This window comes from Dyella sp. ASV21 (genome assembly GCF_016428975.1).
Classification (GTDB): domain Bacteria; phylum Pseudomonadota; class Gammaproteobacteria; order Xanthomonadales; family Rhodanobacteraceae; genus Dyella.
Window position 1 is genome coordinate 1 of record NZ_JAELTT010000064.1, and the last position, 23,044, is coordinate 23,044.

Genomic DNA, 23,044 nt, shown 5'->3' on the forward strand with positions numbered 1-23,044 from the left:
GGCCTTGGTTGCCGCGGTCAATCGGGTGTTCGAGCATGCCGATACGCACGCCGAGGGCGCCTTTGCGTTCGGGCACGGCACCCACGCGCTGCCATTTCACCCGGTCAAGGCGCGTGGGCGTGACGAGCAATTGGTGTTGGATGGCGAACCCTTGCCACCGCTGCAATTGGCGGTAGAGGACACCCCCGAGCCCATCAGCAGCTCCACCTATACCAGCCTGATGGCCGCCCATGCGGCGGCCTACCTGGTGCGGCTGCTGTCCGCCGCACAGGCGGGACGCTGCGGTTTCCGACGCGCCGACGGTACGCTCACGCCATTGCAGCCGGGCGATATCGCCGTACTCGTACGCAGTGGTGCCGAGGCAGCCAAGGTACGCACCGAAATGCAGCGCCGCGGACTCAAGAGCGTTTACCTGTCCGACCGCGACTCGGTCTACGCCTCGCCTGAAGCCGCCGACCTGTTGCGCTGGCTGCAAGCCTGTGCAACCCCGGGGTCGGATCGCGCCATGCGCGCGGCGCTGGCCACGCCGACGCTGGGCCAGAGCGACGCCGAACTGGATCGCCTGAACCTCGACGAACACTATTGGGAAGCCTGCGGCGAACGCTTCCGGCGGCTCCATGAGAGCTGGCAGAAGCATGGCGTGCTGGCCATGCTGCACGATTTGTTGCACGCCTTTGATCTCCCCGCCCGGCTGCTCGCTCGCCTCGATGGCGAGCGCACACTGACCAATCTGTTGCACCTGGCGGAACTGCTGCAACATGCCGCCACCAGTCTCGATGGCGAACATGCGCTGATCCGCCACCTGGCCATGCAGATGGCGACGGCCAGCGATCCCCTGGCCGACACGGCCGAGGACCAGATCGTTCGCCTGGAAAGCGAAGAAGCCTTGATCAAAGTCATCACCATTCACAAATCCAAGGGCCTGGAATACCCCCTGGTGCTCTTGCCCTTTGTCTGTGCCGCGCGTGAAGTGAAGCCCAATGACAATTTTGTCTGGCATGACGCGCACGGCGAAGCCCGGCTGGATTTACGCGCCGATGACGCCGCGCGAGCGCAAGCCGACCGCGAGCGCCTGCAGGAGGACTTACGCCTGCTCTACGTCGCGCTGACACGCGCGCGCCATGCCAGTTGGCTGGGCATCGCCTGCTACAAAGTAGGCAACAGCAAGACGCCAAGCCTGCACAAGTCAGCCTTTGGACATGTGCTCTCCGGTGGCGAGGTTATCCAGGCCGGTGAGCTGATGCCTCGGCTGGAGGCCTTGCGTGGGAACCATCCGGACTTGCATATCGAGCGCCTTTCACTCGCTGACGAGCGCCCCCTTGCGCCAGCGGGCACGGACATCACGCCGCTAACCCCTGCGCGCACCTACGAGGGGCAAACGCAGGAGCGCTGGTGGGTCACCAGCTATAGCGCGCTGCGCTATGACGAAGCAGCGGATATCGCCGTGGCCGTGCCAGAAACGCACGCACAGGACGTACGCTCCGAAGCGAGCGGCGAACAAGCGAGCATCGTCGAAACTCCACAGGCGGCTGCGCAAGGCATGCATGCGTTCCATGCCGGCGCCGAACCCGGCACCTTCCTGCATGACCTGCTGGAATGGGCTGCGGCCGAAGGGTTTGCCCAGGTCACCGCCAACCCCGCCGCGCTGGAGAAAGAGGTCGCCCGACGCTGCCAGCGACGCGGCTGGCAGGCCGATATCGCCTTGCTCTCGCAATGGGTGCCAAGCCTGCTGCAAGCACCCCTGCGACTCTCCGACGACACCACCGCGAGCCTCGCGCAAGTCACGGAGTACTACGCCGAGCTGGAGTTCTGGTTCGAGGCCCATCACGTGGAAGCGCGCACGTTGGACGAGCTGGTCACCGCACACACCCTGGGCGGACAACCGCGCCTGCGCCTGGAACCGGAACGCATCAACGGATTGCTCAAGGGCTTCATCGACCTGGTGGTCGAGTGGCAAGGTCGTTACTACGTGATCGACTACAAATCCAACAAGCTGGGTGGCGACACCAGCGCCTACACGGTCGATGCCATGCGCGCCTCGATCTTGCGCGAACGCTACGACCTTCAGTACGCGCTTTACACACTGGCCTTGCACCGCCAGCTACGCGCGCGCCTGCCCGGATACGACTACGAACGCCATATGGGCGGTGTGGCCTATCTCTATCTGCGCGGCGTCGACGGTGGCGCGCATGGCGTGCATCGCGAGCGGCTGCCGTTCGCTTTGGTCGATGCACTGGACCGCTTGTTCGCCACCGGAGGTCACGCGCATGTCGCATGATCCGCGCCTGGACCTGCTATCCATCGATCCGGCCAGCAAGCTACTGCGTCCCTTGGATATCGCGTTTGGCCGTTTCCTTGCCGCGCAGGACCCGCAGGCGCACGCCGCGTTGCCTCTGCTCGGCGCCGTGCTTAGCCGACAGCAGGCCGATGGCCATCTGTGCCTGGATCTCACCGCCTGGAGCGTGCTGGCGGATGAATCCGACTGGCCGATATCCTGGAAAAATGCCTTGTCCCAGGCGCTGGAAAGTCCAACAGCCTTCTCCACGTCCTGCCTGCTGGATACGCCCGACGGTCAGCGACAGGCGGGCTCGCCGCTGGTGCTCGATGGACCACGACTCTATCTACGTCGTTACTGGAACCATGAGCAGCGTGTTGCCCGTGCCATTGCTGCGCGCCTTGCGCACGCGCCGGCTGCTCCCGCGCACCTTGGGGAGCAACTGGCGCGACTGTTTCCCTCGCCGGGCGACAACACGCTCGACTGGCAACGCGTGGCCTGCGCGCTCGCGGCACGCGGCGCCTTCACGGTGATTACCGGCGGCCCCGGCACCGGCAAAACCACCACTGTGGTGCGCCTGCTGGGGCTTCTGCAAACCTTGCATCAACGCGAGGCCGCGCGGCCATTGCGCATTCGGCTGGCCGCGCCAACCGGCAAGGCCGCCGCCCGCCTGCAATCGTCAATCAGTGCACAGGTCGCCCAGCTCGATGTCGACGAGGCCGTGCGCGCGAGCATTCCCCATCAGGTGGATACCCTGCATCGGCTGCTCGGCGCGCGGCCCGACACGCGCCGGTTCCGTCACGACGCCAGTCATCCGCTGCATCTGGACGTACTGGTCATCGACGAGGCCTCGATGATCGACCTGGAGATGATGTCCGCCGTGCTGGCCGCGCTGCCCGACGATGCGCGCTTGATCTTGCTCGGCGACAAGGATCAGCTGTCCTCCGTGGAAGCCGGCGCGGTGCTCGGCGATTTGTGCCGACGAGCCGACGCTGGCCACTACAGCGAAGCTACCGCGCAATGGTTGGCCGACGTAACCGGCGATCGCATCGATGCCTGGGTCCGCGAGGATGGGCTTGCGCTCGATCAGCAAGTCGCCATGCTGCGGCACAGCCATCGCTTTGGTGCGGATAGCGGCATCGGACAGCTCGCCCAGCGCGTCAACGAGGGTAACGTGGCGCGGGTGCGTGAACTGCTGTTGCGCCCGCACGTCGATATTGCCTGGACTGACGCCGCTGCCGGGTCATCGCCATTGGGAGCATGGGTGTTGCACGGAGGCCGCGAACGCTTCGCTCGCACCGATGGCGATGCCATGCCGCAGGGCTATGGCTACTACTTGCACCGTCTGTGGGAAACCCGCCCGGATGGACTGGCCGGCATGGCCGCCCATGAATCCTGGGCACGCGGGGTGTTGCATGCCTTCGGCAGCTTCCAGCTGCTGTGCGCGCTCCGCCAGGGAGCGTGGGGCACCGAAGGCCTCAATCGCCAGATCACCGCCCTGCTCCACCAGGAAGGCCTGATCGATGCGAGCAAAGAATGGTACGAAGGGCGCCCGGTATTGGTGACGCGCAACGACTACAGCCTGGGTTTGATGAATGGCGACGTCGGCGTGGTGCTGCGTGTACCCGATGAGCAAGGACAGCAACATCTGCGCGTGGCATTCGAAGTGGCGGGGGGCGGCGCAGAAGGCGCTACGCGCCTGCGTTTCGTGCAGCCCGCCCGACTGGGTGAGCTGGAGACGGTCTACGCCATGACCGTGCACAAGTCGCAAGGCTCCGAGTTCGATCACGCCGCGCTGGTACTACCGGGCGAGGCTAGCGCCGTGCTGACCCGGGAGCTGTTGTATACCGGCATTACCCGCGCGCGACGCTGGTTCAGCCTGCTGGCCACGGAAAACAGCATCGCCGCAAGCCTGGGCAATCTCTGCCGGAGACAATCGGGCTTGCCTGCAGCGCTGGCGCGTTATTCACCGTGACGCGCCGCAAGCGCCCTTTCTTTTCGGTTGCCTACCAGCAGTCGGAAAGCTGACCGCTGGTGTTGCTGATGCCACGCGAGCCCGTGTGGTCGAGCGTCAGCGTCCCGCACTTGCCGTCGCGCTTGAGCTGATTGCCCTGAGGAACGGCCTGGATGACATAGCCGGTAGCGGTGAGCTGGGTGGCATCGAGGCCAATGGCGTAGCTGCTTCCTGTCTGCGCTTGCGTCTGGCAATCGAGCAGCGGCGGCGTATTGGCGACGGCGGTCGAGCTGCTGTCCGTTTTGTCGTAGCGCAGATAGGTCGTGTAGTAGCGCTCCATATAGCTGGCCAGCTGCGACATGCAACCTTCCGCCGCCACCCGCTTGGCCTTCACCGTATGCGCCATATAGGACGGATAGGCAATAGAGGCCAGGATCGCAATGATCACCACCACGATCATCACTTCGATCAAAGTGAAACCTTGTTGGCGTAGCGACCGCCATCCGCGTCCTCGCTGAGTCATGTGCGGGCAAGCGAAGCGGCCATGGCGAGACGGGGACGGTCGGCGACTCATGGAGAGCGTCCTCATGGGCTGATCAGCTCGCGCCAGGACACGCGGGAGAACTTGTTGCCACCACCGGAGGTAGCCACATTCTTGTTCTGGTTATTCTGGAAGTTGATGAGCATCTGGCTACCCACGAAGATCGGATTATTGGGCAAGGAAGAGAAACCCATGCCGGCCGCAGGGGTCGAGCCCACTCGATCCGAACTATTCACCTTGCCATCGCCATTGATGTCGAAGAAATCCGACTGCGGACTCGTGCCGGTGAATGGATCGAGCGCCATGACCCAACCGGTACCCGAGGGGTTGCACAGATCCGTAGCCGTTGGAATGCGCGTGGTACCCAGCAGCAGATTGCCCTGAAACTGGTTGGGCGTGACCATGCGCTCGCCCTGCTTGATGTACGTCACCGTACCCTTGGCATCGACGGACGGTTGCAACAAGTCCATGTACCAGCCTGACTTGCCATTCATCGACGTGGTCGCCTGGGCCGTCGTTGTGACAGTGCGTGCAGGCGCGCTGGAGGAAGACCCGGAGGTCTCCGCCGTGATGTAGCGCTGCACCAGGGACTTGCGGTTCTGCTCTGTCTGACTGCCGATATCCTTGTAACTGCTCGTAGCGCCCTTGGTCACGATCAGCCCATACCAAGTCTGGGGGTTGGTATTACTCAGATCCGTACTGGTCAGGTACTTACCGGTTCCGAAGAACACCCAGACATCGCCCGTCTGCGCATTCTTGCCGACCAGCAGCCCCGAGGTGATGGGCTGCGCCGTACCGCCTGAATCCGTCGCGGTGAACAGCAGTTTGCCGGCACTATTGGACGTCGGCGTAAACGCCGTGCCTCCGCTGTTGAGCGAGAACGACCATACATTGCCGCTCAAATCGCCCGCATAGGCTACGTTGCTGATACCCGACGTAGCGTTATCCATCCACACGGCCGGCGCGGCCAACCCCGTGGTATCGGTGGTCTTGTGCACGCTGAGCAAGCCCGTGGACAGCTCGAACTGAAGCAACGCCGACACACCGCCCGCGCTGTTGTAGCCATTGCCCATCAGTACCGACCAGGAGGAGATGGACGTCTGGGCGATAACCGGCTTTCCGGTCATCTGGCCAATGTACTGGCTGTTGCCATCGGAGTTGCCATCGTTCGCCGAGCGCTCCCACAGGAACTTGACGTTCGCGGGATCCGTGACATCCAGCGCATAGATGGATTTGGCCAGTCCCCTGCCGGTAGTGCCCACCAGCACGGTTTTCCAGGCACTGCCCATATACACGTCAGCGACGGTCAGCTCGCCGTCGTTGAAGTATTGGTGCGGCGCCGATAGCGCCACACCGTAGTCCGGGTTAGCCAGGTCACGGATGCCGTTGGTGCTGCTGTCGGTGATGACCGCGCCCGGGAGATAAGCATAGAGCTCCGCGCCCGTAGAAGCATCGAAGCCATGCAGCATGCCGTCATTCGCAGCCACGTAGATCACGCCGGTGCGCTTGCTCTTATCGCTGGCGAACTGCGTGTAGCCACTCGACCCGGTGAAGCTCTGGTTAAGGAACTGATTGGCCAGCGGAGCGCCCACATACACCGGCTGGGAATCGATAATGTCGCCCAGCACCGTGCTGCGGTTTCGATAAATGCCGCCATTGGTCACTTCGTTGGAGCTATCGCCACGCAGGTAATTGACCATGCTCGCGCGGGAAGTGTCGTCCGTCCCCAATACCGCCAATTGCTTGCCGCTCAGCGCGGGCGGCGTGCTGCCCGATGCGCTGAACGCCAGATACGTGGAAGACGACGGGTTATAGCTATAGATCTTCCGACTTGCCGCAGCCGGCATCTTGCCTGCCGCGTTCCAGGCTGATCTGGCGGCAATAGCACCCGTACTCGAGTCGATGGGAAGAGCAACCAGGTCACCGGTCCACTTCACCGTGTAGTAGCTCGCCTGATACGCCACCGTACCGTTCTGCAACTGCGTAGAGTTGGCTGCCAGGCTGGCGCCGCTGCCCACACGCTCGGAGGCGCGATTGAGCGCATCCTTCAAGCCCGAGGAGAATGTCTGCGGATTGGTCGCCGAGTAGAACCCACCATGACCGTTAATGGCCGCGTGGGCAAGATCGGAAATATTGTTGATCGAGCCGCCATTGGAGGCGGAGGGCTTAGGCCAGCTGAAGCCGGCGATGGCCTGGGATTGATCACCGTTTGCCCACTTGGCGATTTTGTCCATGGGCATGGCATTGCCATTGGCGTCCTGCGGCACAAAGCCCAAGCCCATGGTGAACGTCGTCATGTGCTGCCAAAACGCCCGATCGAAGTTGTTGGTGGGCACCTCGTTGGAGGCCGGGCGAAGATCGGTCAGCCAGTACTTCATGGCGACGTCGGCCAGGGTGTTGCTGTAGGTAGTACCGCTTGCGGTGAGTGTGCCCAGGCAGCGCAAGCTGGCCGTATCGTATGAATCGCCCTTATTGCAAACGGCCGTGGCGGGCGTCGTCTTGGTGCCCTTGTAGCAGGTCGTTCCTGTCAGGCTGTAACCGCTGGGACAGGTCCACCCGGTCGGCGGATATGGCGGTGTCGAATACGTCGGCACCTTACTGGTATCGGCAAACGGGGGCAGCGGCACATAGGTGTAGTCCTGCGACGTTGGGCCGGCGATAGTCGGCCCCGCCTGGCCGTCCTGGTCGCCAATGCCGGTGACGGAACCATCCGATTCGTTCCAGAAGCCGTCCGTGGTGAGAATGGCGTAGGAGGCGCGACATGCAAGCTCATCCGAGCCCTTTGCACCGCTCGTCGCGGAAGGGTCGGTCTGCCAGGGTTGCGTTTCATTCTGGTAGTACTGGCCGAGCGCATCCAGTGCCACACGCAGAGGCGTACCGCCGTTGGGCGTGATGTTCTGCGTCCAGGTCCACATCGCCGCCTTCTGCGAGGTACCCGTACCGTCACCAAACACGCGAATGGCGGCCAGGTTCTTACCGTTGTACTTGTTGTTGCTTAGACCTGTTGCGTTGATATCGGAGCTGTTGTTGTTGTTGATCGAGCCGAAACCCACGCGGTACGTTTTATCCAACGTCGAGAAAGCCGTCATCAGGCCGCTCTTGGCCATCATGATGCGCGTACGGTAATAGGAGAACCAATTGGCGACGTTCTGCTGCGCCGCTTTGCTTTCGCTACACACCGACGAAGCGAGATTCGCATTGGCACAATCACCCGTCTTACCTACGTACTTGCGGGTGTAGCCACCATTGGTACCGGGCACGGTGTAGGTGAACAAATAATAGGTATTGGTAACCGGCGTGTTCTTCTGGCATTGCAACGATGCGGGAAGATAGGTGTCCGAGCCGCATCCCGTATTGCTCGGCTGCTTGTAGCTTATGTTGCTTCCCGATCCCGATTTGCACAGACCATTATTGGACGAGCCATCTTTCACCAGGGTGCTACCGCTGCTGCACGTGGGGTTAGTCGCGTACGTGCTTGTCTGAGTGGTGGTGATGGCAAAGGGCGTGTAGTACTTGAAGTAGTGATACGACGTGCTGCTGCCGGATACGCAATTGCGCGCGGATACGTTGTTGTAGTCGCAGAAGCTATCGGAAGCGTATTGGGTAACGTCGACCGTTGCGGTGCTCAGGAAGCCGTCGACGAAAGCCGTGTCCATGCCGGCCGGCGTGGTATAGGAGGATTTGCCGTCCGCCTTGACCGGTGGCGTATAGGTCACACTCGGGTCGTAGTAGGTGCCGTTGTTGCCCGCATAACGCAAGGCGTCGATGTCGACCAGGACATCGCCATTGTTGTACGTAGTCGCACCCATCAAATAGTTTGCATCGGGCATGAAATCCCAGGCCATGGAGCCGGAGTCATCGAGCATCAGCATGATGTTCGGCGGCAACGAGGGCTGAATGATCAGCGGCGACGTATCAATGGTGACCGCAGTGCTGGCCGCATGGACAGGTGCACTGATGATGCCGATGCTACAGACCAGGAGGCTCGTGCACATCAGGCGACCGACGAAGCTGGCCATTTTCTCGCGCATGCGGGTGTGCGTATTCATGGCGATCAAGCCCTTGCATGGATTCGACATTAGGAATGAATGGGATGGAGAACGTGAGTGCCAGCGGCACTCAACCCTGCTTCACCATCGCCTGCAACGTGACCACGGCCCGGCCGCCCACGTCTTTGGGATTGCCACTACGCGCAGTAACGCGGTAGTAGTTGACGGTGGTGGAAAGACCTTGGGCGCCATAGTTGTGCGAGCCCGCACTCTGTCCGGAGCCCGTACTCGAATTGGGGTCTTGCCACAGACCCATATTCTCGATGACATACTGCGGCTGGCCCGTGGCGACGTTGCCTGCTGCAAAAGCGCCATTGCCGGAGGCTGCGTTCACGCTGATGATCTTGTTCGAAGGCAAATTTGGATCGTTGAAGGGATTTGCCGGACAAACCACGCCACCAGCCTGGCAATTTCGCGCGATATCCCCCGGATTGCTCGCAATGAGCTGCTGCGCCACGCGCATCGCCGCTTCGGCATTCTGAAATGCCACCTGCCGGTCATAGAGATTGGCAGACATCTTCTGCTGCATAAGGGTGCCATGGACTGCGGCAAGCCCCACCAGCGTGATGACCAGCAGCAAGAGGAGCGCCACCACCAGCGCTACGCCACGTTGACTGGCAGGCGCGGGTTTACTGCTACGCACTCGGCTCGATATTACGGAAACGCACGTCATGTCAGGCCACCCGGTTGCGCAACGTGATGGTGGAGGTAAAGGTTCGTGACACCGGCTTGTTATTGGTACCGGCACGGCGATCGACGCTAATCATGGTCAAGGTGACGCGTACCGCATCAACCGATGGCCACGCGGTCACGTTGTCTGCCGTAACAAAGGACGCGTCGCCGCTTTGGTGGTAGGTCATGGCCAGGCCGGTGACGTCCCGCACCATTTCATTGCGGGTGATGCTCGCCGCGCCCGATGTGCTGTTGATGGTCACGGATGCGCGATAGAGCGACGTACCGTTGTCACCGTTGCTACTTACATACCAGTCCGCTGCCGTCAGCCTGGCAATCTGGGCATTGGGCGCGAAAACGTAGCTGCTGGTACTGCTGCAAACGGTGGGGAAACTGAGGTCGAGCGTGCAATTGCCAGGGGTTCCCGTCGCTGCGTGAGTCAGCGTGGTACCACTGACGCTGGAGAGCTGCACGATCGCCGCATGGTCCAGATCGCAGACCACCACAATGTCACCCTTCTGCAGGTTCGTACTCGACTCGTTGATGGTGAACACGGCCGACGGCTCGGTGTTGGCCTTGACCGTGACGGCAGTTCCTTCGACGCCCAGCAGCATCAACGACTCGGTATTGGCCGTCCGGCTGGGTGCGGCGCTGTCCGTCTGGCCGGCCGTGTAACCGATAATGGGGTTGTTCCAGTTCGTATACCAATTGGCCGCGCTATTGTTCAGCACGTTGGCGATACGGCCACTGTTCTCGCAACCCGTCAGGCCGGCGATGCGGATATCCCGGGCAATCATCTCAAAGGCCAGGCGCGCACTGTCCTGCACATCGCTCAATGCCCTGTTGGATCGATACACTTGCTGGTTGGTGATGAAAACACTCACCACCCCACCCATGACGACCAAGCCAAGCAGCATCGCCACCATCAGTTCGACCAGGGTAAAGCCGCGCGACTGCGTGCGCTTTGTGAGTAACGTCGTATCGCATCTACGCATGGGGCTGCGCCGGGTCATAGCATCGCCCTGGTAACAACGGTCTGCTGGGTGGACTTATTCACGCCGGGACGGACATCCACGAACGAAATCGTGACGGTGCAATCCCCATTCGCGGTGCAACTGATGGCACCCGTCGTCGTGTCCGCAGCCCCGAGCGTGCTGCCAAGCAGGGCGCACCAATGATTGGTTTGTACCGCTGCCAGCGTGCCCGCAGTAGCAGAGCACGCGCTCGCCTTGATCGGCGAGCTGGTGTTGTAGTTTCCACTGGTCGCGTTGGAAAGATCCGCACGCATGGCATCAAGAATGGAGTAACTCGCAATTGTGGCCATGCTCCGCGCCATGGCGCTGTTGTTTGCCGCCAGCGATGTGGCCTGCAAGGCCGCAATACCAAGAAACGCGATCGAGAGAATGAGTACGGAGACCATCACTTCAATAAGCCCGACTCCCCTTTGCGTCCTGCGCGGTACCAAGCGTATCGATCTACGCCCGCGGCAAGCGCGCGACGTGGCATGGGCTTGGAGAGGTGCGTGAAAGGCGCGGCGGGTTTCGCGGTAAGTCATGAGCAGGTCGCATCTGTCTTGATAACAACGGAGACGGTCGCGCCGGCGGTGATCTGCACGATGCGATGGTTGTTGCTACTGAGGTTGCTCGTACAAATGTCCACCACGCGGCCGCTATACGGCGCCGTGGACCCGATAGTCGCGCCGAGTCCTTGTCCGTTGAAGCGCAGCGGTGTGAGGCTTCCCGAAATCTTCAAGGGCGCCGCCAGTGCGTCGATGCCATCAGCCACGGGATCCGTCGTGGGCTTACCCTGACTGTCCACGGCGAGCGCTACGACGCCGCCGACGTTCGTACCGCACTGAGTGCCAAGCAAGTCGGAAGCTGCGGTATTGGCCGAGGCCGAATCACTGCACAGCTGCACCGTGCCATTGCGCTTGACCGCTTCAACGCGCGCCATATTGATCGCATCGACGACTTGATTGGACGCGGTGGTCAGCCGATTGGAAAGAATCATCGAGCGGAAGTTGGGGATGGCGACCACCACGATGATCCCCGCGATCAACAGGGAGACCGTCAGCTCGACCATGGTGAAGCCCTGCGCGCGCCGAAGCCCGCGCCACGTTCGCGCGCCCCCCCGCGATTCATTCGGCACAAACATAGCGATCCCCCTAACCCATCGCAAAAACTTACCGCCTGACGCAATGGACGCAAATAGCTACGCCGACAAACGGTATGATCTTTCGGATTAGCGGGGCAATGCCCTACAGGTGCCAGGTGAAGATGTGATGGGGATCACTATCGGCCACGCCATGAAGTCGCGATGAGCGTCAAAAATCACCCGCGCGCTGCTACCACCACCGATCCCGGCTCCAAGCCATCGCCTTCGACGCATAACGAAATAATCGGCGGGAATGCGCGAACCCCTGGAGTCCTGGCGCCCCAAGTTCGCAGTAATTCGCGAAAGCAATGGTGTACTCGGCAACACCGTACCTGGCCGGCACCGGCCTAGTTTCGCCCCAACGGAAACCGGGCTTAGTGGCGCCCGTAATAAGGCGAATAGGACACCCTGCTCAGCCTCTTCGGCGGCCAGTGCATGGGTTCAAGGCCGTCGTCCGCTTGCAGCAAACGCGCAAAGGCCGCGCCCTCTTCCAACGCGGCACGAAGTGCCTCGTCACGGCTATCAAAGGTTATCGACGTTCGGCCGTGGGTGAGCGGCTCCCAGTCGTCCCTGCTCCCCGAAGGCGATCGGAAAAGCGTCCAAATGCCGACCCAGGGATTGGGCTGATCATTCGCCTCCTCCATGGACTCACCATCCAGCAGGTAAACACCGACAAGAACAGCCATGCATGAACTCCATTTCACGGTTTGCACGCGCACGAAGCCGTTGCGCCGGCTTCTTGAGCTGACGCTTATCTGTCCGAGTGGCCAAAAAGGGGACGATGGGGAAGCCACGAACCGGGTGAGCTTACGCCGATGACCGGAGATACCAAACATGACAAAGGTCATGGGTTTTCGACTACTCCCAAGGTGGTCCAGTACGCGCCAGGACTTGGTAGACCCAACTCCTTTCCGCACCGGATGGCAGGCGTTCTTGATGCCTAGCGCAGGAGGATGGAGAAGTGCGCGCGCCACGGAGCGGCCATGGCGCCCTTAACGCCATGAGAGCTGGTGATCCGAAGAGATTCGCCAGACGTATGGTTGTTCCGCGCACGCCTCACGCGCCTCGCAGGCTAATGACCATCCGGCCGACATGTATGACGAGGAAGTCGGCGGCGAGATCTACCCATGCAAGCTATCCATTCCTTCCTCAGGTCCAACGGACCTGCAAGACGATGCGCGTGATGGCGATCAACCGCATCGAAGCCGCCCTGACCCGGCAGCGCCGCCGGACGCTGCCCGCGAAAGCACTCCGCCCGCCGCGCAATGAATGGTCACGGCATTTCAGCTTTGAATTACTCAAACGTCTTATGGAGTTGAGGGTTATGGCATTCGATATGCGAGCCAGATGCACATCGACACCGGACTGCCATGTTTCGTGAGCAAAATCACAAGTTCGTGCACTCGAGGTTTACAACCATGGCTGACTTCTGGCTGACGCCCGACCATATCGCCGCATTGCATGCGCTCGACAGAGGACAGGGGCTGGGCGTAAGCATGTGGGTAGCGTTGCCGCTTGAAAGAGCGGGTTACATCATGCCTGCGGTCACTATCGCGAAAAGGACACCACCCTTCCTTCTCACTCGGGCTGGCCGGGCACTTTTGGATGAAGTGCATCGGGGCAAGCATGTTGGATTGCGATTGGATAGGCCTGCTCGACCGACCAGAACATCCTATTCGACGCCCGCGTCCGCTTGACGAGTCCACCACCATCCGCACCAGCAAGCCTGGCTCACCGTTGGAGCAATAGGCACGCGTCTTGTGTCATCCCGTGAAATCGCTAGATTCACGGCTCACGTCGGCATTAAGACGAAAAAGCCCGCCAATTGGCGGGCTTTCGGATGCGAAGACAAGCATGCATCGACAAAATGGTGCCGGAAATAGGAATCGAACCTACGACCTACGCATTACGAATGCGCCGCTCTACCAACTGAGCTATTCCGGCGAAGAACCGCCAATATTACGGGCTCGAACGAAGTCGCGCAAGATGTCGACGATCAAAGACTGGCGGATGCGCCGCCTGCGATGCGCAGCTCTTTGGGCAGCGCAAAGGTGATCGTCTCCGGCTCGCCATCTAGCTCCCGCACGTCACCAGCACCCCAGGACTGCAGGCGGGCGATTACGTCGCGTACCAGTTTTTCCGGAGCGGAAGCACCGGCGGTGAGGCCGATGCGCTTTACGCCATCCAGCCAACTGCGCTCGATATGCTCGGCGCCGTCAATGAGAAAGGAGCGAACATTCTGTTTTTCCGCCAGCTCGCGCAGGCGGTTGGAGTTGGAGCTGTTGACCGAACCCACCACCAGCACGATGTCCACCGCATCGGCGAGACGACGCACCGCGTCCTGCCGATTCTGCGTGGCATAGCAGATGTCGTCCTTGCGCGGACTTTCGATATTGGGAAATTTCTCGCGCAAGGCCTCAATGATGGCCTTGGTATCGTCCACCGAGAGCGTGGTTTGGGTAACGTACGACAGCTCGTGCGGAAAAGCAGGCGCGAGGTGCGCCACGCCCTCGACCGACTCCACCAGCAGGATCTCGCCCTTGCTCGCCGGATTCCACTGCCCCATGGTGCCTTCTACCTCGGGGTGACCCGCATGGCCAATAAGCACCACGCTACGCCCCACGCGCCCCAGGCGTGCCACTTCCATATGCACCTTGGTCACCAGCGGGCAGGTGGCGTCGAACACCTTGAGGCCGCGCTGCTCAGCCTCCTCGCGCACGGCCTTGGAAACGCCGTGGGCACTGAAGATCACCGTGGCGCCGTCGGGCACTTCGTGCAGTTCTTCCACGAACACGGCGCCGTCATGGCGCAGTTTCTCGACCACGTAACGGTTATGCACCACTTCGTGGCGCACGTAAATAGGCGCGCCATACGACTCGAGCGCGCGCTCGACGATGGCGATGGCGCGGTCTACGCCAGCGCAGAAGCCACGGGGATTGGCGAGCAGGATTTCCACGATCACTCCGGACCCGAGGGTCGATGTCAGGCCCGCATTATCGCACGGGCGGGCTGTTCAGGCTTTTGACTTGCCCGCGAACATCCCGAATACGATCAACATGACGGCGCCCACCGTAATGCCACAATCGGCGACGTTGAATACCGGATAGCTCCATTCCCGGTAGTAGACCTGAATAAAGTCGGTGACCTGGGCTGCGTGCAAGCGGTCGATTAAGTTGCCCAGGGCGCCGCCCACGATCAGGCCCAGCGGGAGCGCCGTGCGCCAGTCGCGCCGGGACGTGCGCGCCAGCCACCCCACCAACACCGCGCTGATCAGCACTGCCAGCCCCACAAAAAACCAGCGCTGCCAGCCAGCGCTATTGGCGAGGAAGCTGAAAGCGGCGCCCGTATTGAAGGCCAGGGTCCAGTTGAGGAACCCCGGGATGACCGCGTGCGGCACGCCGGCAGGCGGCAGGGCGGTCAGTGCCCACCACTTGCTGAGCTGGTCGAGCAGGATGACCAGGGCGGAAAGCCACAACCAGGAAAGGGCATTGGGTTTGGGTTTCATGGGAAATCTATGTGTCGTGTCGGAGCCGCTCATCATCGAGATGCGGGCCATTCGGTACCTCAGCCCACCCCATGGCCGTCATCCCAGCGAAAGCTGGGATCCGGTGACTTTCATCGACCGAAACGCCCTGAAGGCGCCGGCCCCTGCTTTTCGCAGGGATAACGACCAGGTGGTGAGTCCGGGAGGTGAAGCGGTTTTCCCCTTGCCCGCCGCAGCGGAGCGAGAGGTCACCGCATTTAGAACCAGCGACGATCCTCGCCCGGACCATCGACATTGCTGATGCAGCGGTCGCACAACTCCGGGTGATCCGCGTGCGTACCGACATCGTCGCGGCGATGCCAGCAACGCACGCATTTGGCAGCACTGCTCACCGTGGCCGACACCCACACATCCGCGCCTTCCAGCTCCGTCAACACCGCGTCCGCCGGCTGGCCACCCGCCAGATCCATGCGCACATCGGAAGTGATGAAGAAGAAGCGCAACTCCGATGCTGCCGACTGGTAACGCGCAACGACCGCAGGGTCGGCGTGAACCGCCAGCTTGGCCTCCAGCGATGCACCGATCTGCTCACCCTTGCGCATGCCCTCAAGCACGCGCGAGGCCGTGTCGCGGATGGCCAGCAGGTCGGACCAGTAACGGCGCTGTTCCGGCGAGCCCTGGGTTGCTGACAAACCGTCGTACCAGGTTTCGAACAGCACGCTCTCGCTGCGCTCGCCCGGCAGGTTCGTCCAGATTTCTTCCGCGGTAAAGCTGAGCACTGGCGCCAGCCAGCGCACGAGCGCCTCGGCAATGCGGTACATCGCACTCTGCGCGCTGCGACGACCGTGGCTTTCGGTCGGCATCGTGTAGAGGCGATCCTTGGTGATATCCAGGTACAACGCACCCAACTCGTTGGTGCAGAAGTTCTGTACACGCTGCACGATTTCCGGGAAATCGTAACGGTCGTACGCGGCCATCACGGCCTGCTGCACGTCGTGCGCCTGCTGCACGGCCCACTGATCCAGCAGCAGGCTCTCTTCCACCGGCAGCAAGTGCTTGGCCGGATCGAACCCATCGAGGTTGCCAAGCAGGAAGCGCGCGGTATTGCGGATGCGGCGATAGGTGTCGGAGACGCGCCTGAGGATTTCGTCCGACAGCGACATTTCGTTGCGGTAGTCGGTGGAGCAGATCCATAGGCGCAGGATGTCCGCACCCAGCGTCTTCATGATGTCCTGCGGCTCGATGCCGTTACCCAGCGACTTGGACATCTTGCGGCCCTGCGCATCCACGGTGAAACCGTGGGTGAGCACGTCGTTGTACGGCGCGCGCTCGAACATCGCCGCCGAGGTGAGCAAGGAGGACTGGAACCAGCCGCGATGCTGATCGGAGCCTTCCAGGTACATCACCTTGTAGCTGCTTGCATTGCCCTGCTGCAGTTCGGGGCGCTGGCCGAGCACGGCGAAATGGCTCACGCCGGAGTCGAACCACACGTCGAGCACGTCCAGGACCTTTTCGTAATCCTTGGCCTGATCGCCCAGCAGCTCGGCCGTGTCGAGCGCGTACCAGGCGTCGATGCCGCCTTGCTCGATGCGCTTGGCTACCTGTTCCAGCAGCGCCACGCTGTCCGGATGCGGCTCCTGCGTGCCCTTATGGATGAACAGTGCAATCGGCACACCCCAGGTACGCTGGCGCGAAATGCACCAGTCGGGGCGATCGCCGACCATGCCGGCAATGCGCTCCTCGCCCCATGCGGGCACCCAGCGCACCTGCTTGATCGCGTCGAGCGCGTTCGTGCGCAGGCCTTCCTTCTCCATGCTGATGAACCACTGCGGCGTGGTGCGGAATATCACCGGCGTCTTGTGGCGCCAGCAATGCGGGTAGCTGTGCTCGATCTTGGCGAAGGCCAGCAGCACGCCGCGACGACGCAACAGCTCGACGATCTCGTCATTGGCCTTCCATAGGTGCTTGCCGGCGATGACGGTGCCATCCAGCGCCGCCGGCGTATCCGCGCGATAGGTGCCACGCGCCTCGGTGTAGTTGAGCGTTTCGATGCCGTACTTGCGCGAGACGACGAAGTCTTCCACGCCGTGATCGGGCGAGGTGTGCACGGCGCCGGTACCGTCGTCAGCCGACACGTGGTCGCCGATCAGCACGGGCACTTCGCGCGCATAGAACGGGTGCTTGAGCAGCACGCCTTCCAACGCCTGGCCCGCCACGTGGCCGAGCACACGCGGCTCGCCATCCAGGCCGTAGCGATGGGCGACCTTCTCGGCCAGCGCGCTGGCGACCACCAGCAACACGCGATGACCATCGCGCGCAGGGCCTTCGATCAGGGCGTATTCGAGTTCACCGCCCAGGGAGACTGCCAGGCTTTCCGGCAGCGTCCACGGCGTGGTGGTCCAGATCGGAATGGCGACGATGGCATCGCCTGCATCCACACCGAATTGCTGCGCCAATGCCTTGGCATCGACCGCGTCATAGGCCACGTCCACTGCCGGCGAAGTCTTGTCGGCGTATTCGATCTCCGCCTCGGCCAACGCCGAGCCGCAGTCGAAACACCAATACACCGGCTTGGCACCGCGCACCACGTGGCCATTGGCCACGATCTTGGCGAGCGCACGCACCATGTCGGCTTCGTAGGTGAAATCCAGGGTGCGGTACGGATGATCCCAATCGCCCAGCACGCCCAGGCGCTTGAAATCGGTGCGCTGCAAATCGATCTGCTGCTGCGCGTACTCGCGGCACTTCTGGCGGAAAGCAGCGGCATCGAGCTTGTCGCCCGCCTTGCCGAACTTCTTCTCCACCGCCACTTCGATGGGCAGGCCGTGGCAATCCCAGCCAGGTACGTAGGGCGCGCGGTAGCCCGCCAGCAGGCGCGACTTGACCACGACGTCCTTGAGCACCTTGTTCACCGCATGACCCAGGTGAATGACGCCGTTGGCGTACGGCGGCCCATCATGCAGCACAAACACCTTGTCGCGATCGGCGGCGCGCTGCTGGATCTGCGCGTAGCGTCCCACCTGCTCCCAATCGGCCAGCCACTTGGGTTCGCGCTTAGGCAGGTCGCCGCGCATCGGAAATTCCGTCTGCGGCAGGTTGATGGTGTTCTTGTAGTCCTGGGTCATTGCCTGGGGATGCTCTGATCGGGTTCTGGCGCGGCCCTGCCGGCGCCGTGAGATGTCTTGCGGCGCCGCCAAGCCCGGGGCGGAAGCGCCAACGTTACTGGATTTGGGGCGCTTACGCTTCGCTCAAGCGCGGATTCATACCTAGCAGTTCACGGGCTTGACGGGCGTCTTTGGCCATCTGGGCGGTCAACGCGTCCAGGTTGTCGAACTTCAGCTCGTCACGCAGCTTGGCGACGAATTCCACCGCCATGCGCTGGCCGTAAAGATCGCCGTCGAAGTCGAACAAGTGGACCTCCAGCAGGGGCTCGTCCACCTGATTCACGGTGGGGCGAACGCCCAGGCTGGCGACACCGGGCCAGCTGCACTCGCCCTCGCCCAGCCCTACCCGCACCGCGAAAATGCCGTGCACCGGGCTGCAGCGCTCGCGCAGATGGATATTGGCCGTGGGATAACCCAACTGGCGCCCCAGCTGCTGGCCATATTCCACCTTGCCCTCGATCACGAACGGGCGGCCCAGCAAGGGTGCCGCCCCGGCGAATTCGCCCGCGCCAAGCAGCATGCGAACCCGCGTGGCGGAGACCCGGGCGCCTTCCAGCAGTACCGGCGGCATGGTGCGTGCGACAAAACCGTGTACCTGCCCCAGGGCTTCGAGCATGGCGACATCGCCGGCCCGTTTGTGGCCGAAGCGAAAATCCCCGCCGACCCACACCTCGCGAGCGGCCAGCCGCTCTACCAGCACGCGCTGCACGAAATCCTCGGGCGCCATGGCGGTGAGCGCGCGATTGAAGCGCAGCAGCAGCACCTCTTCCATGCCGGCCGCGTCGAAGCCGCGCAGCTTCTCACGCACGCTGGAAAGGCGGGCGACCGGCTCTGGCGAGAAAAAGGCCCGCGGCAGCGGCTCGAAGCTCACCACGATCGGCGTGAGGCCAAGCGCAGCCGCGCGCTCGCGCACCTCGGCCAGCAGGGCTTGGTGGCCGCGATGCAACCCATCGAATGCGCCGACGGCAACCACGCTGCCGCCGGGTGCCAGGCAGGCGCCGGCAACGTCCCTGGAAAGTCTCATCATCGCGCGAGTATAGCGGCTGGAGAGCCCTGCCCCTCACATCTGCGCACTGCCGCTGGCGCCGACCGACGGCAGCGGCGGCGTGTCAAACGCCGCGCAACTCCCGCATGCGGAAACCCGCTGCGAACAAGGTCACCACGTAGGCACCACCGCCGCTCAGCACCAGCACCGCCAGGCGCCATACGCGGGTCCATTTGTCGGCCTGGGTCCAATCCGGCCACACCCACATGCCCAGCAAGAGCACGACCACCATCACCGCGCAGGCCAGCACCAGGCGCAACATATGGGCAGCCCAGCCAGGTTGACGCTGGTACACGCCCGCCCGGCGCAGCCAATGCCACAGCAGCCCCAGATTGAGATAGCTCGCCAGCGCACTGGCCATGCCCAGCGCCATATGCAAGCCGGGCACCACGGCAATGCCGTCCATCCAGGGCAACTGACGCTGCTCGGGCGTGGCCCATAGCAGGTACAGGGAGGCCACAAAGATCACGTTGAGCACCATGTTGGCCACCAGCGAGGCCACGCCTGCCCGCACCGGGGTCTTGGTGTCCTGGCGCGAATAGAAGGCCGGCAAAGCGACCTTGACGAGGGCGAACGCCGGCAACCCGAAGCTGAGCGCGGTAATCGACAACGTCGCCATGCGCGTATCGAAGGGCGTGAACTGGCCATGCTGGAACAGCGTCGCCACCAGCGGTCGGGCCAGCAGCATCAGCGAGAACATGGCCGGCACCGCGATCAGCAGCGTGGTGCGCAAGCCCCAGTCCAACGCCTTGGAGAAACCTTCGCGATCGGTGGTGACGTGATGGCGCGACAGCGACGGCAGGATCACCGTGCCCAACGCCACGCCGAACAGGCCCAACGGCAACTCGAGGAAGCGATCGGCCTGCGATAGCCAGCTCTGGGAGCCGGTCATCAGATAGGCCGCAATCACCGTATCCAGCAGCAGATTCACCTGCGCAATGGACGAGCCGAACAGGGTGGGTACCATGAGCGTGAGAATGCGGCGCACATCCGGGTGGCTCCAGCCCCAACGCGGCAGCGTCAACAGGTCCAGCCCCTTCAGCGAAGGCAACTGGAACAACAGCTGCAGGATGCCCGCCAGCAGGATCGCCCAGCCCATCGCCATGATGGGCGGATGCAGGTGCCGCGACAGCCACAGCGCACCACCGATCATGCACAGGTTGAGGATCACCGGCGTGAGCGCCGGCAATGCGAAACGATGAAAGCTGTTGAGGGCGCCGCCGCACAGCGCGGTCAGCGAGACGAACAGCAGGAAGGGAAAGGTCAGGCGCAGCAACTGGGTGGTCAGCGCGAACTTCTCCGGGGTATCGGCCGCGCCCTGCGAAAACAACGCAGCCACTTGCGGGGCGAAGATAACCCCCAGCGCGGTAATCACCAGCAGCACGCCGCCCAGCGTTCCTGAGACGCGCGACATCAACTGCTTGAGGTCCTCGTGGCTGCGCTTCTCCTTTACCTCGGTGAACACCGGCACGAACGCCGTGGAGAACGAGCCCTCGGCAAACAGCCGGCGCATGAAGTTGGGAATGCGAAACGCCACCCAGAACGCGTCGGTCGCCGCATTGGCGCCGAATACCGCGTTGATGGACATGTCCCGGACCAGACCGAGCACACGCGAAATCATGGTCATGCTGCTGAACGACAGCAGCCCACGGAACATACTGGGAGACTTCATGCCTCTGACGTCGCCTTTGCCTGTAGTTGAACGCCAGGCCGTGTCACCATCGACCCCCTGCCCGGAAAGGCGCATAGTGTGACAGCGCTTGTGGGCGAGATCACGGCCCCTTCATGGCATAATTAAGTCCGTGCACCCGCCCTAAGGGTGCTGTCGGGGTGGCGTCCTACGGGCGTTGGCGCCTTGACAAACGCCTAAGCTGTTGACGCAAAGGCGCATTGACCGCATAATTGCCGTCTTTTTCCAACCCAGTCATTCATTTCGGAGTTCTACCTTGGCCAACATCAAGTCCGCGAAGAAGCGCGCGCGCCAGTCCGAGCAGCGCCGCCTGCGCAACGTCAGCGCCCGCTCCATGGTGCGCACCGCCCTCAAGAAGGTCATCAAGGCCATCGAGGCCAAGGACAAGGCTGCCGCTGTCGAGGCGTTCGCCGCCGCTCAGCCGGTCATGGATCGCTACGCCGCCCGCGGCCTGATCCACAAGAACAAGGCTGCTCGCCATAAGAGCCGCCTCAACGCGAAGATCCGCGAGCTGGCGTAAGCCGGCCCCGCGTATTGCATCTCGGGTTGGCGAAAAGGCCGGCGCAAGCCGGCCTTTTTGTGTATCCATAAGATCGAGCCGGCGCAAGCTGGCTTTTTTGTACCCGCAGGGTCAAGTCGGCATTCGTGCGCGCGTGACACCATGGCCCACGCATAGGGCAAAAAAAAGCGGCCATCGGCCGCTTTTTTCATAGGGATGGAGACCACCAGCCGCGCCCGGCTTACTCCTTCGCCCCCTCTCCGCGCAGACGCACGTCGCCCGGCAGCATGTCCGCGCGCTCTTCGTGTGCCATCTGCTGCTCAGCCATGAAGCGCCATACCTGCTGACACACGGCCATGGTGTTCTCGCGCGCAATCGCCGACACCAGGAACCAGGGATGCGTCCAGTTGAGGCGCTTCACAATGTCCTCGGCCACCGCCTGACGCTCGTCCTCCGGCAATACATCCGCCTTGTTCATTACCAGCCAGCGCGGACGCTCAAGCAGTTCGGGATCGAACTTGCCCAGCTCCTGCTCGATGGCCTGCACCTGCTCCACCGGGTCGGAGCCGTCGATGGGCGCCATATCCACCACGTGCAACAGCAGGCGGGTGCGCGACACGTGGCGCAGGAACTGGATACCCAGGCCGGCGCCGTCGGCAGCGCCCTCGATCAGGCCGGGAATATCGGCGATCACAAAGCTCTGGTCGGTACCCAGGCTCACCACACCCAGGTTCGGGTGCAGCGTAGTGAACGGGTAATCCGCCACGCGTGGCGTTGCCGCCGATACGGCGCGAATGAAGGTGGACTTGCCCGCATTAGGGAAGCCCAGCAGGCCCACGTCAGCCAGCAGCTTCAATTCCAGCTTCAACTCGCGCACATCACCCGGCGTACCCGGCGTGGACTTGCGCGGCGCACGGTTCACCGAGCTCTTGAAATGGATATTGCCCAGGCCGCCCTTGCCGCCCTGCGCCACCAGCAGGCGCTGGCCATGCTGGGTAAGGTCGCCGATGGTCTCGTCGGTGTCGACGTTGATGACCACGGTGCCCACCGGCACGCGGATCGCCGTGTCGTCGCCGCCCTTGCCGTACATCTGGCTGCCCATGCCGTTCTGGCCACGCTCGGCCTTGAACATGCGCTGGTGGCGGAAGTCGATCAGCGTATTGAGGCCCTCGTCGGCCACCAGCCACACGGAGCCACCGCTGCCGCCGTCGCCACCATCGGGGCCGCCAAAGGGAATGAATTTTTCGCGACGGAAGCTGATGCATCCGTTGCCGCCGTCACCGGCTTGGACCTTGATGATGGCTTCGTCGACGAACTTCATGGGTGTGTTCCGGGGAGAGTGAAACGGGGAACCAGGACGCGCAGCCTCGCTGCATCATAAGGGAATCTCGCCGCAACGCCGCGCGCTGCCGATCCACCATCCCGCCTCCCAACAAAAACAAAGGCCCCGCGAGAGCGGGGCCTTCGTTGCAACCTCGAAAAGGCTTAGACCTTGACGATGCTGACGAACTTACGGC

The 23,044-nt window shown here is 62.6% G+C and carries 17 protein-coding genes and 1 tRNA gene; 4 read left to right on the forward strand and 14 right to left on the reverse strand.

The window, feature by feature from the left end; all coding sequences use genetic code 11:
• Both JHD67_RS16990 and recD read left to right on the forward strand, forming a co-directional pair.
• Window positions 1-2,278: 3'-5' exonuclease (locus tag JHD67_RS16990; protein ID WP_199100415.1), on the forward strand; the 2,278-nt coding region annotated here is incomplete at its 5' end.
• Window positions 2,268-4,250: an exodeoxyribonuclease V subunit alpha gene (gene recD, locus JHD67_RS16995; protein WP_199100416.1), complete on the forward strand. Its 1,983-nt coding sequence runs from the start codon at window positions 2,268-2,270 to the stop codon at window positions 4,248-4,250. The genes JHD67_RS16990 and recD, both read left to right, overlap by 11 nt.
• A 31-nt stretch (window positions 4,251-4,281) precedes the next feature.
• Here the strand turns inward: recD and JHD67_RS17000 are convergent, their stop codons facing one another.
• The 7 genes from JHD67_RS17000 to JHD67_RS17030 all read right to left on the reverse strand — a co-directional run bounded on the left by JHD67_RS17000 (window position 4,282) and on the right by JHD67_RS17030 (window position 12,331).
• Entirely contained in the window at window positions 4,282-4,752 is a 471-nt protein-coding gene (locus JHD67_RS17000) for a type IV pilin protein (protein WP_199100430.1), read from the reverse strand.
• 62 nt (window positions 4,753-4,814) lie between these two features.
• The gene (locus JHD67_RS17005) at window positions 4,815-8,819 is read right to left on the reverse strand and encodes a PilC/PilY family type IV pilus protein (RefSeq protein WP_199100417.1); all 4,005 of its coding nucleotides are present in this window, start codon (window positions 8,817-8,819) and stop codon (window positions 4,815-4,817) included.
• A 70-nt stretch (window positions 8,820-8,889) separates the two neighbouring features.
• A complete protein-coding gene (locus JHD67_RS17010; RefSeq protein ID WP_199100418.1) occupies window positions 8,890-9,492 on the reverse strand; it encodes a PilX N-terminal domain-containing pilus assembly protein in 603 nt (200 codons plus the stop codon).
• A 1-nt stretch (window position 9,493) separates the two neighbouring features.
• Complete coding sequence (locus tag JHD67_RS17015) at window positions 9,494-10,486, reverse strand: prepilin-type N-terminal cleavage/methylation domain-containing protein (protein WP_199100419.1); 993 nt, start codon at window positions 10,484-10,486, stop codon at window positions 9,494-9,496.
• Window positions 10,487-10,500: 14 nt separating this feature from the next.
• Window positions 10,501-10,956 (reverse strand): type IV pilus modification protein PilV, encoded by a 456-nt coding sequence (gene pilV / locus JHD67_RS17020; protein WP_255557358.1) that lies wholly within the window; start codon window positions 10,954-10,956, stop codon window positions 10,501-10,503.
• A gap of 86 nt (window positions 10,957-11,042) precedes the next feature.
• Window positions 11,043-11,573, reverse strand: a complete 531-nt coding sequence (locus JHD67_RS17025; RefSeq protein ID WP_233171992.1) for a GspH/FimT family pseudopilin — start codon at window positions 11,571-11,573, stop codon at window positions 11,043-11,045.
• 446 nt (window positions 11,574-12,019) lie between these two features.
• On the reverse strand, window positions 12,020-12,331 hold the full coding sequence (locus JHD67_RS17030; RefSeq protein WP_199100422.1) for a hypothetical protein: 312 nt from the start codon (window positions 12,329-12,331) through the stop codon (window positions 12,020-12,022).
• Between the two features lie 497 nt (window positions 12,332-12,828).
• Here JHD67_RS17030 and JHD67_RS17035 point away from each other — a divergent pair, with 497 nt between their 5' ends.
• Window positions 12,829-13,026, forward strand: a complete 198-nt coding sequence (locus JHD67_RS17035; protein WP_199100423.1) for a hypothetical protein — start codon at window positions 12,829-12,831, stop codon at window positions 13,024-13,026.
• Between the two features lie 487 nt (window positions 13,027-13,513).
• Here JHD67_RS17035 and JHD67_RS17040 read toward each other — a convergent pair.
• The 6 genes from JHD67_RS17040 to murJ all read right to left on the reverse strand — a co-directional run bounded on the left by JHD67_RS17040 (window position 13,514) and on the right by murJ (window position 20,995).
• Window positions 13,514-13,589, reverse strand: a tRNA-Thr gene (locus JHD67_RS17040).
• A gap of 52 nt (window positions 13,590-13,641) precedes the next feature.
• Window positions 13,642-14,601, reverse strand: coding sequence for a 4-hydroxy-3-methylbut-2-enyl diphosphate reductase (gene ispH, locus JHD67_RS17045; RefSeq protein ID WP_199100424.1), 960 nt, complete (start codon window positions 14,599-14,601; stop codon window positions 13,642-13,644).
• 57 nt (window positions 14,602-14,658) lie between these two features.
• The gene (lspA, locus tag JHD67_RS17050; protein ID WP_199100425.1) at window positions 14,659-15,150 is read right to left on the reverse strand and encodes a signal peptidase II; all 492 of its coding nucleotides are present in this window, start codon (window positions 15,148-15,150) and stop codon (window positions 14,659-14,661) included.
• A gap of 236 nt (window positions 15,151-15,386) precedes the next feature.
• Window positions 15,387-18,254, reverse strand: a complete 2,868-nt coding sequence (gene ileS / locus JHD67_RS17055) for an isoleucine--tRNA ligase (protein WP_199100426.1) — start codon at window positions 18,252-18,254, stop codon at window positions 15,387-15,389.
• A 112-nt stretch (window positions 18,255-18,366) separates the two neighbouring features.
• Entirely contained in the window at window positions 18,367-19,320 is a 954-nt protein-coding gene (locus tag JHD67_RS17060; RefSeq protein ID WP_199100427.1) for a bifunctional riboflavin kinase/FAD synthetase, read from the reverse strand.
• 82 nt (window positions 19,321-19,402) lie between these two features.
• The gene (gene murJ / locus JHD67_RS17065) at window positions 19,403-20,995 is read right to left on the reverse strand and encodes a murein biosynthesis integral membrane protein MurJ (protein ID WP_199100431.1); all 1,593 of its coding nucleotides are present in this window, start codon (window positions 20,993-20,995) and stop codon (window positions 19,403-19,405) included.
• Window positions 20,996-21,284: 289 nt separating this feature from the next.
• On the opposite strand from murJ, the gene rpsT reads away from it, so the two are divergent.
• A complete protein-coding gene (rpsT, locus tag JHD67_RS17070) occupies window positions 21,285-21,548 on the forward strand; it encodes a 30S ribosomal protein S20 (protein ID WP_199100428.1) in 264 nt (87 codons plus the stop codon).
• Between the two features lie 220 nt (window positions 21,549-21,768).
• On the opposite strand, the gene cgtA is transcribed toward rpsT, so the two are convergent.
• Window positions 21,769-22,848, reverse strand: coding sequence for an Obg family GTPase CgtA (gene cgtA / locus JHD67_RS17075; RefSeq protein ID WP_199100429.1), 1,080 nt, complete (start codon window positions 22,846-22,848; stop codon window positions 21,769-21,771).
• Window positions 22,849-23,044: the final 196 nt, after the last annotated feature.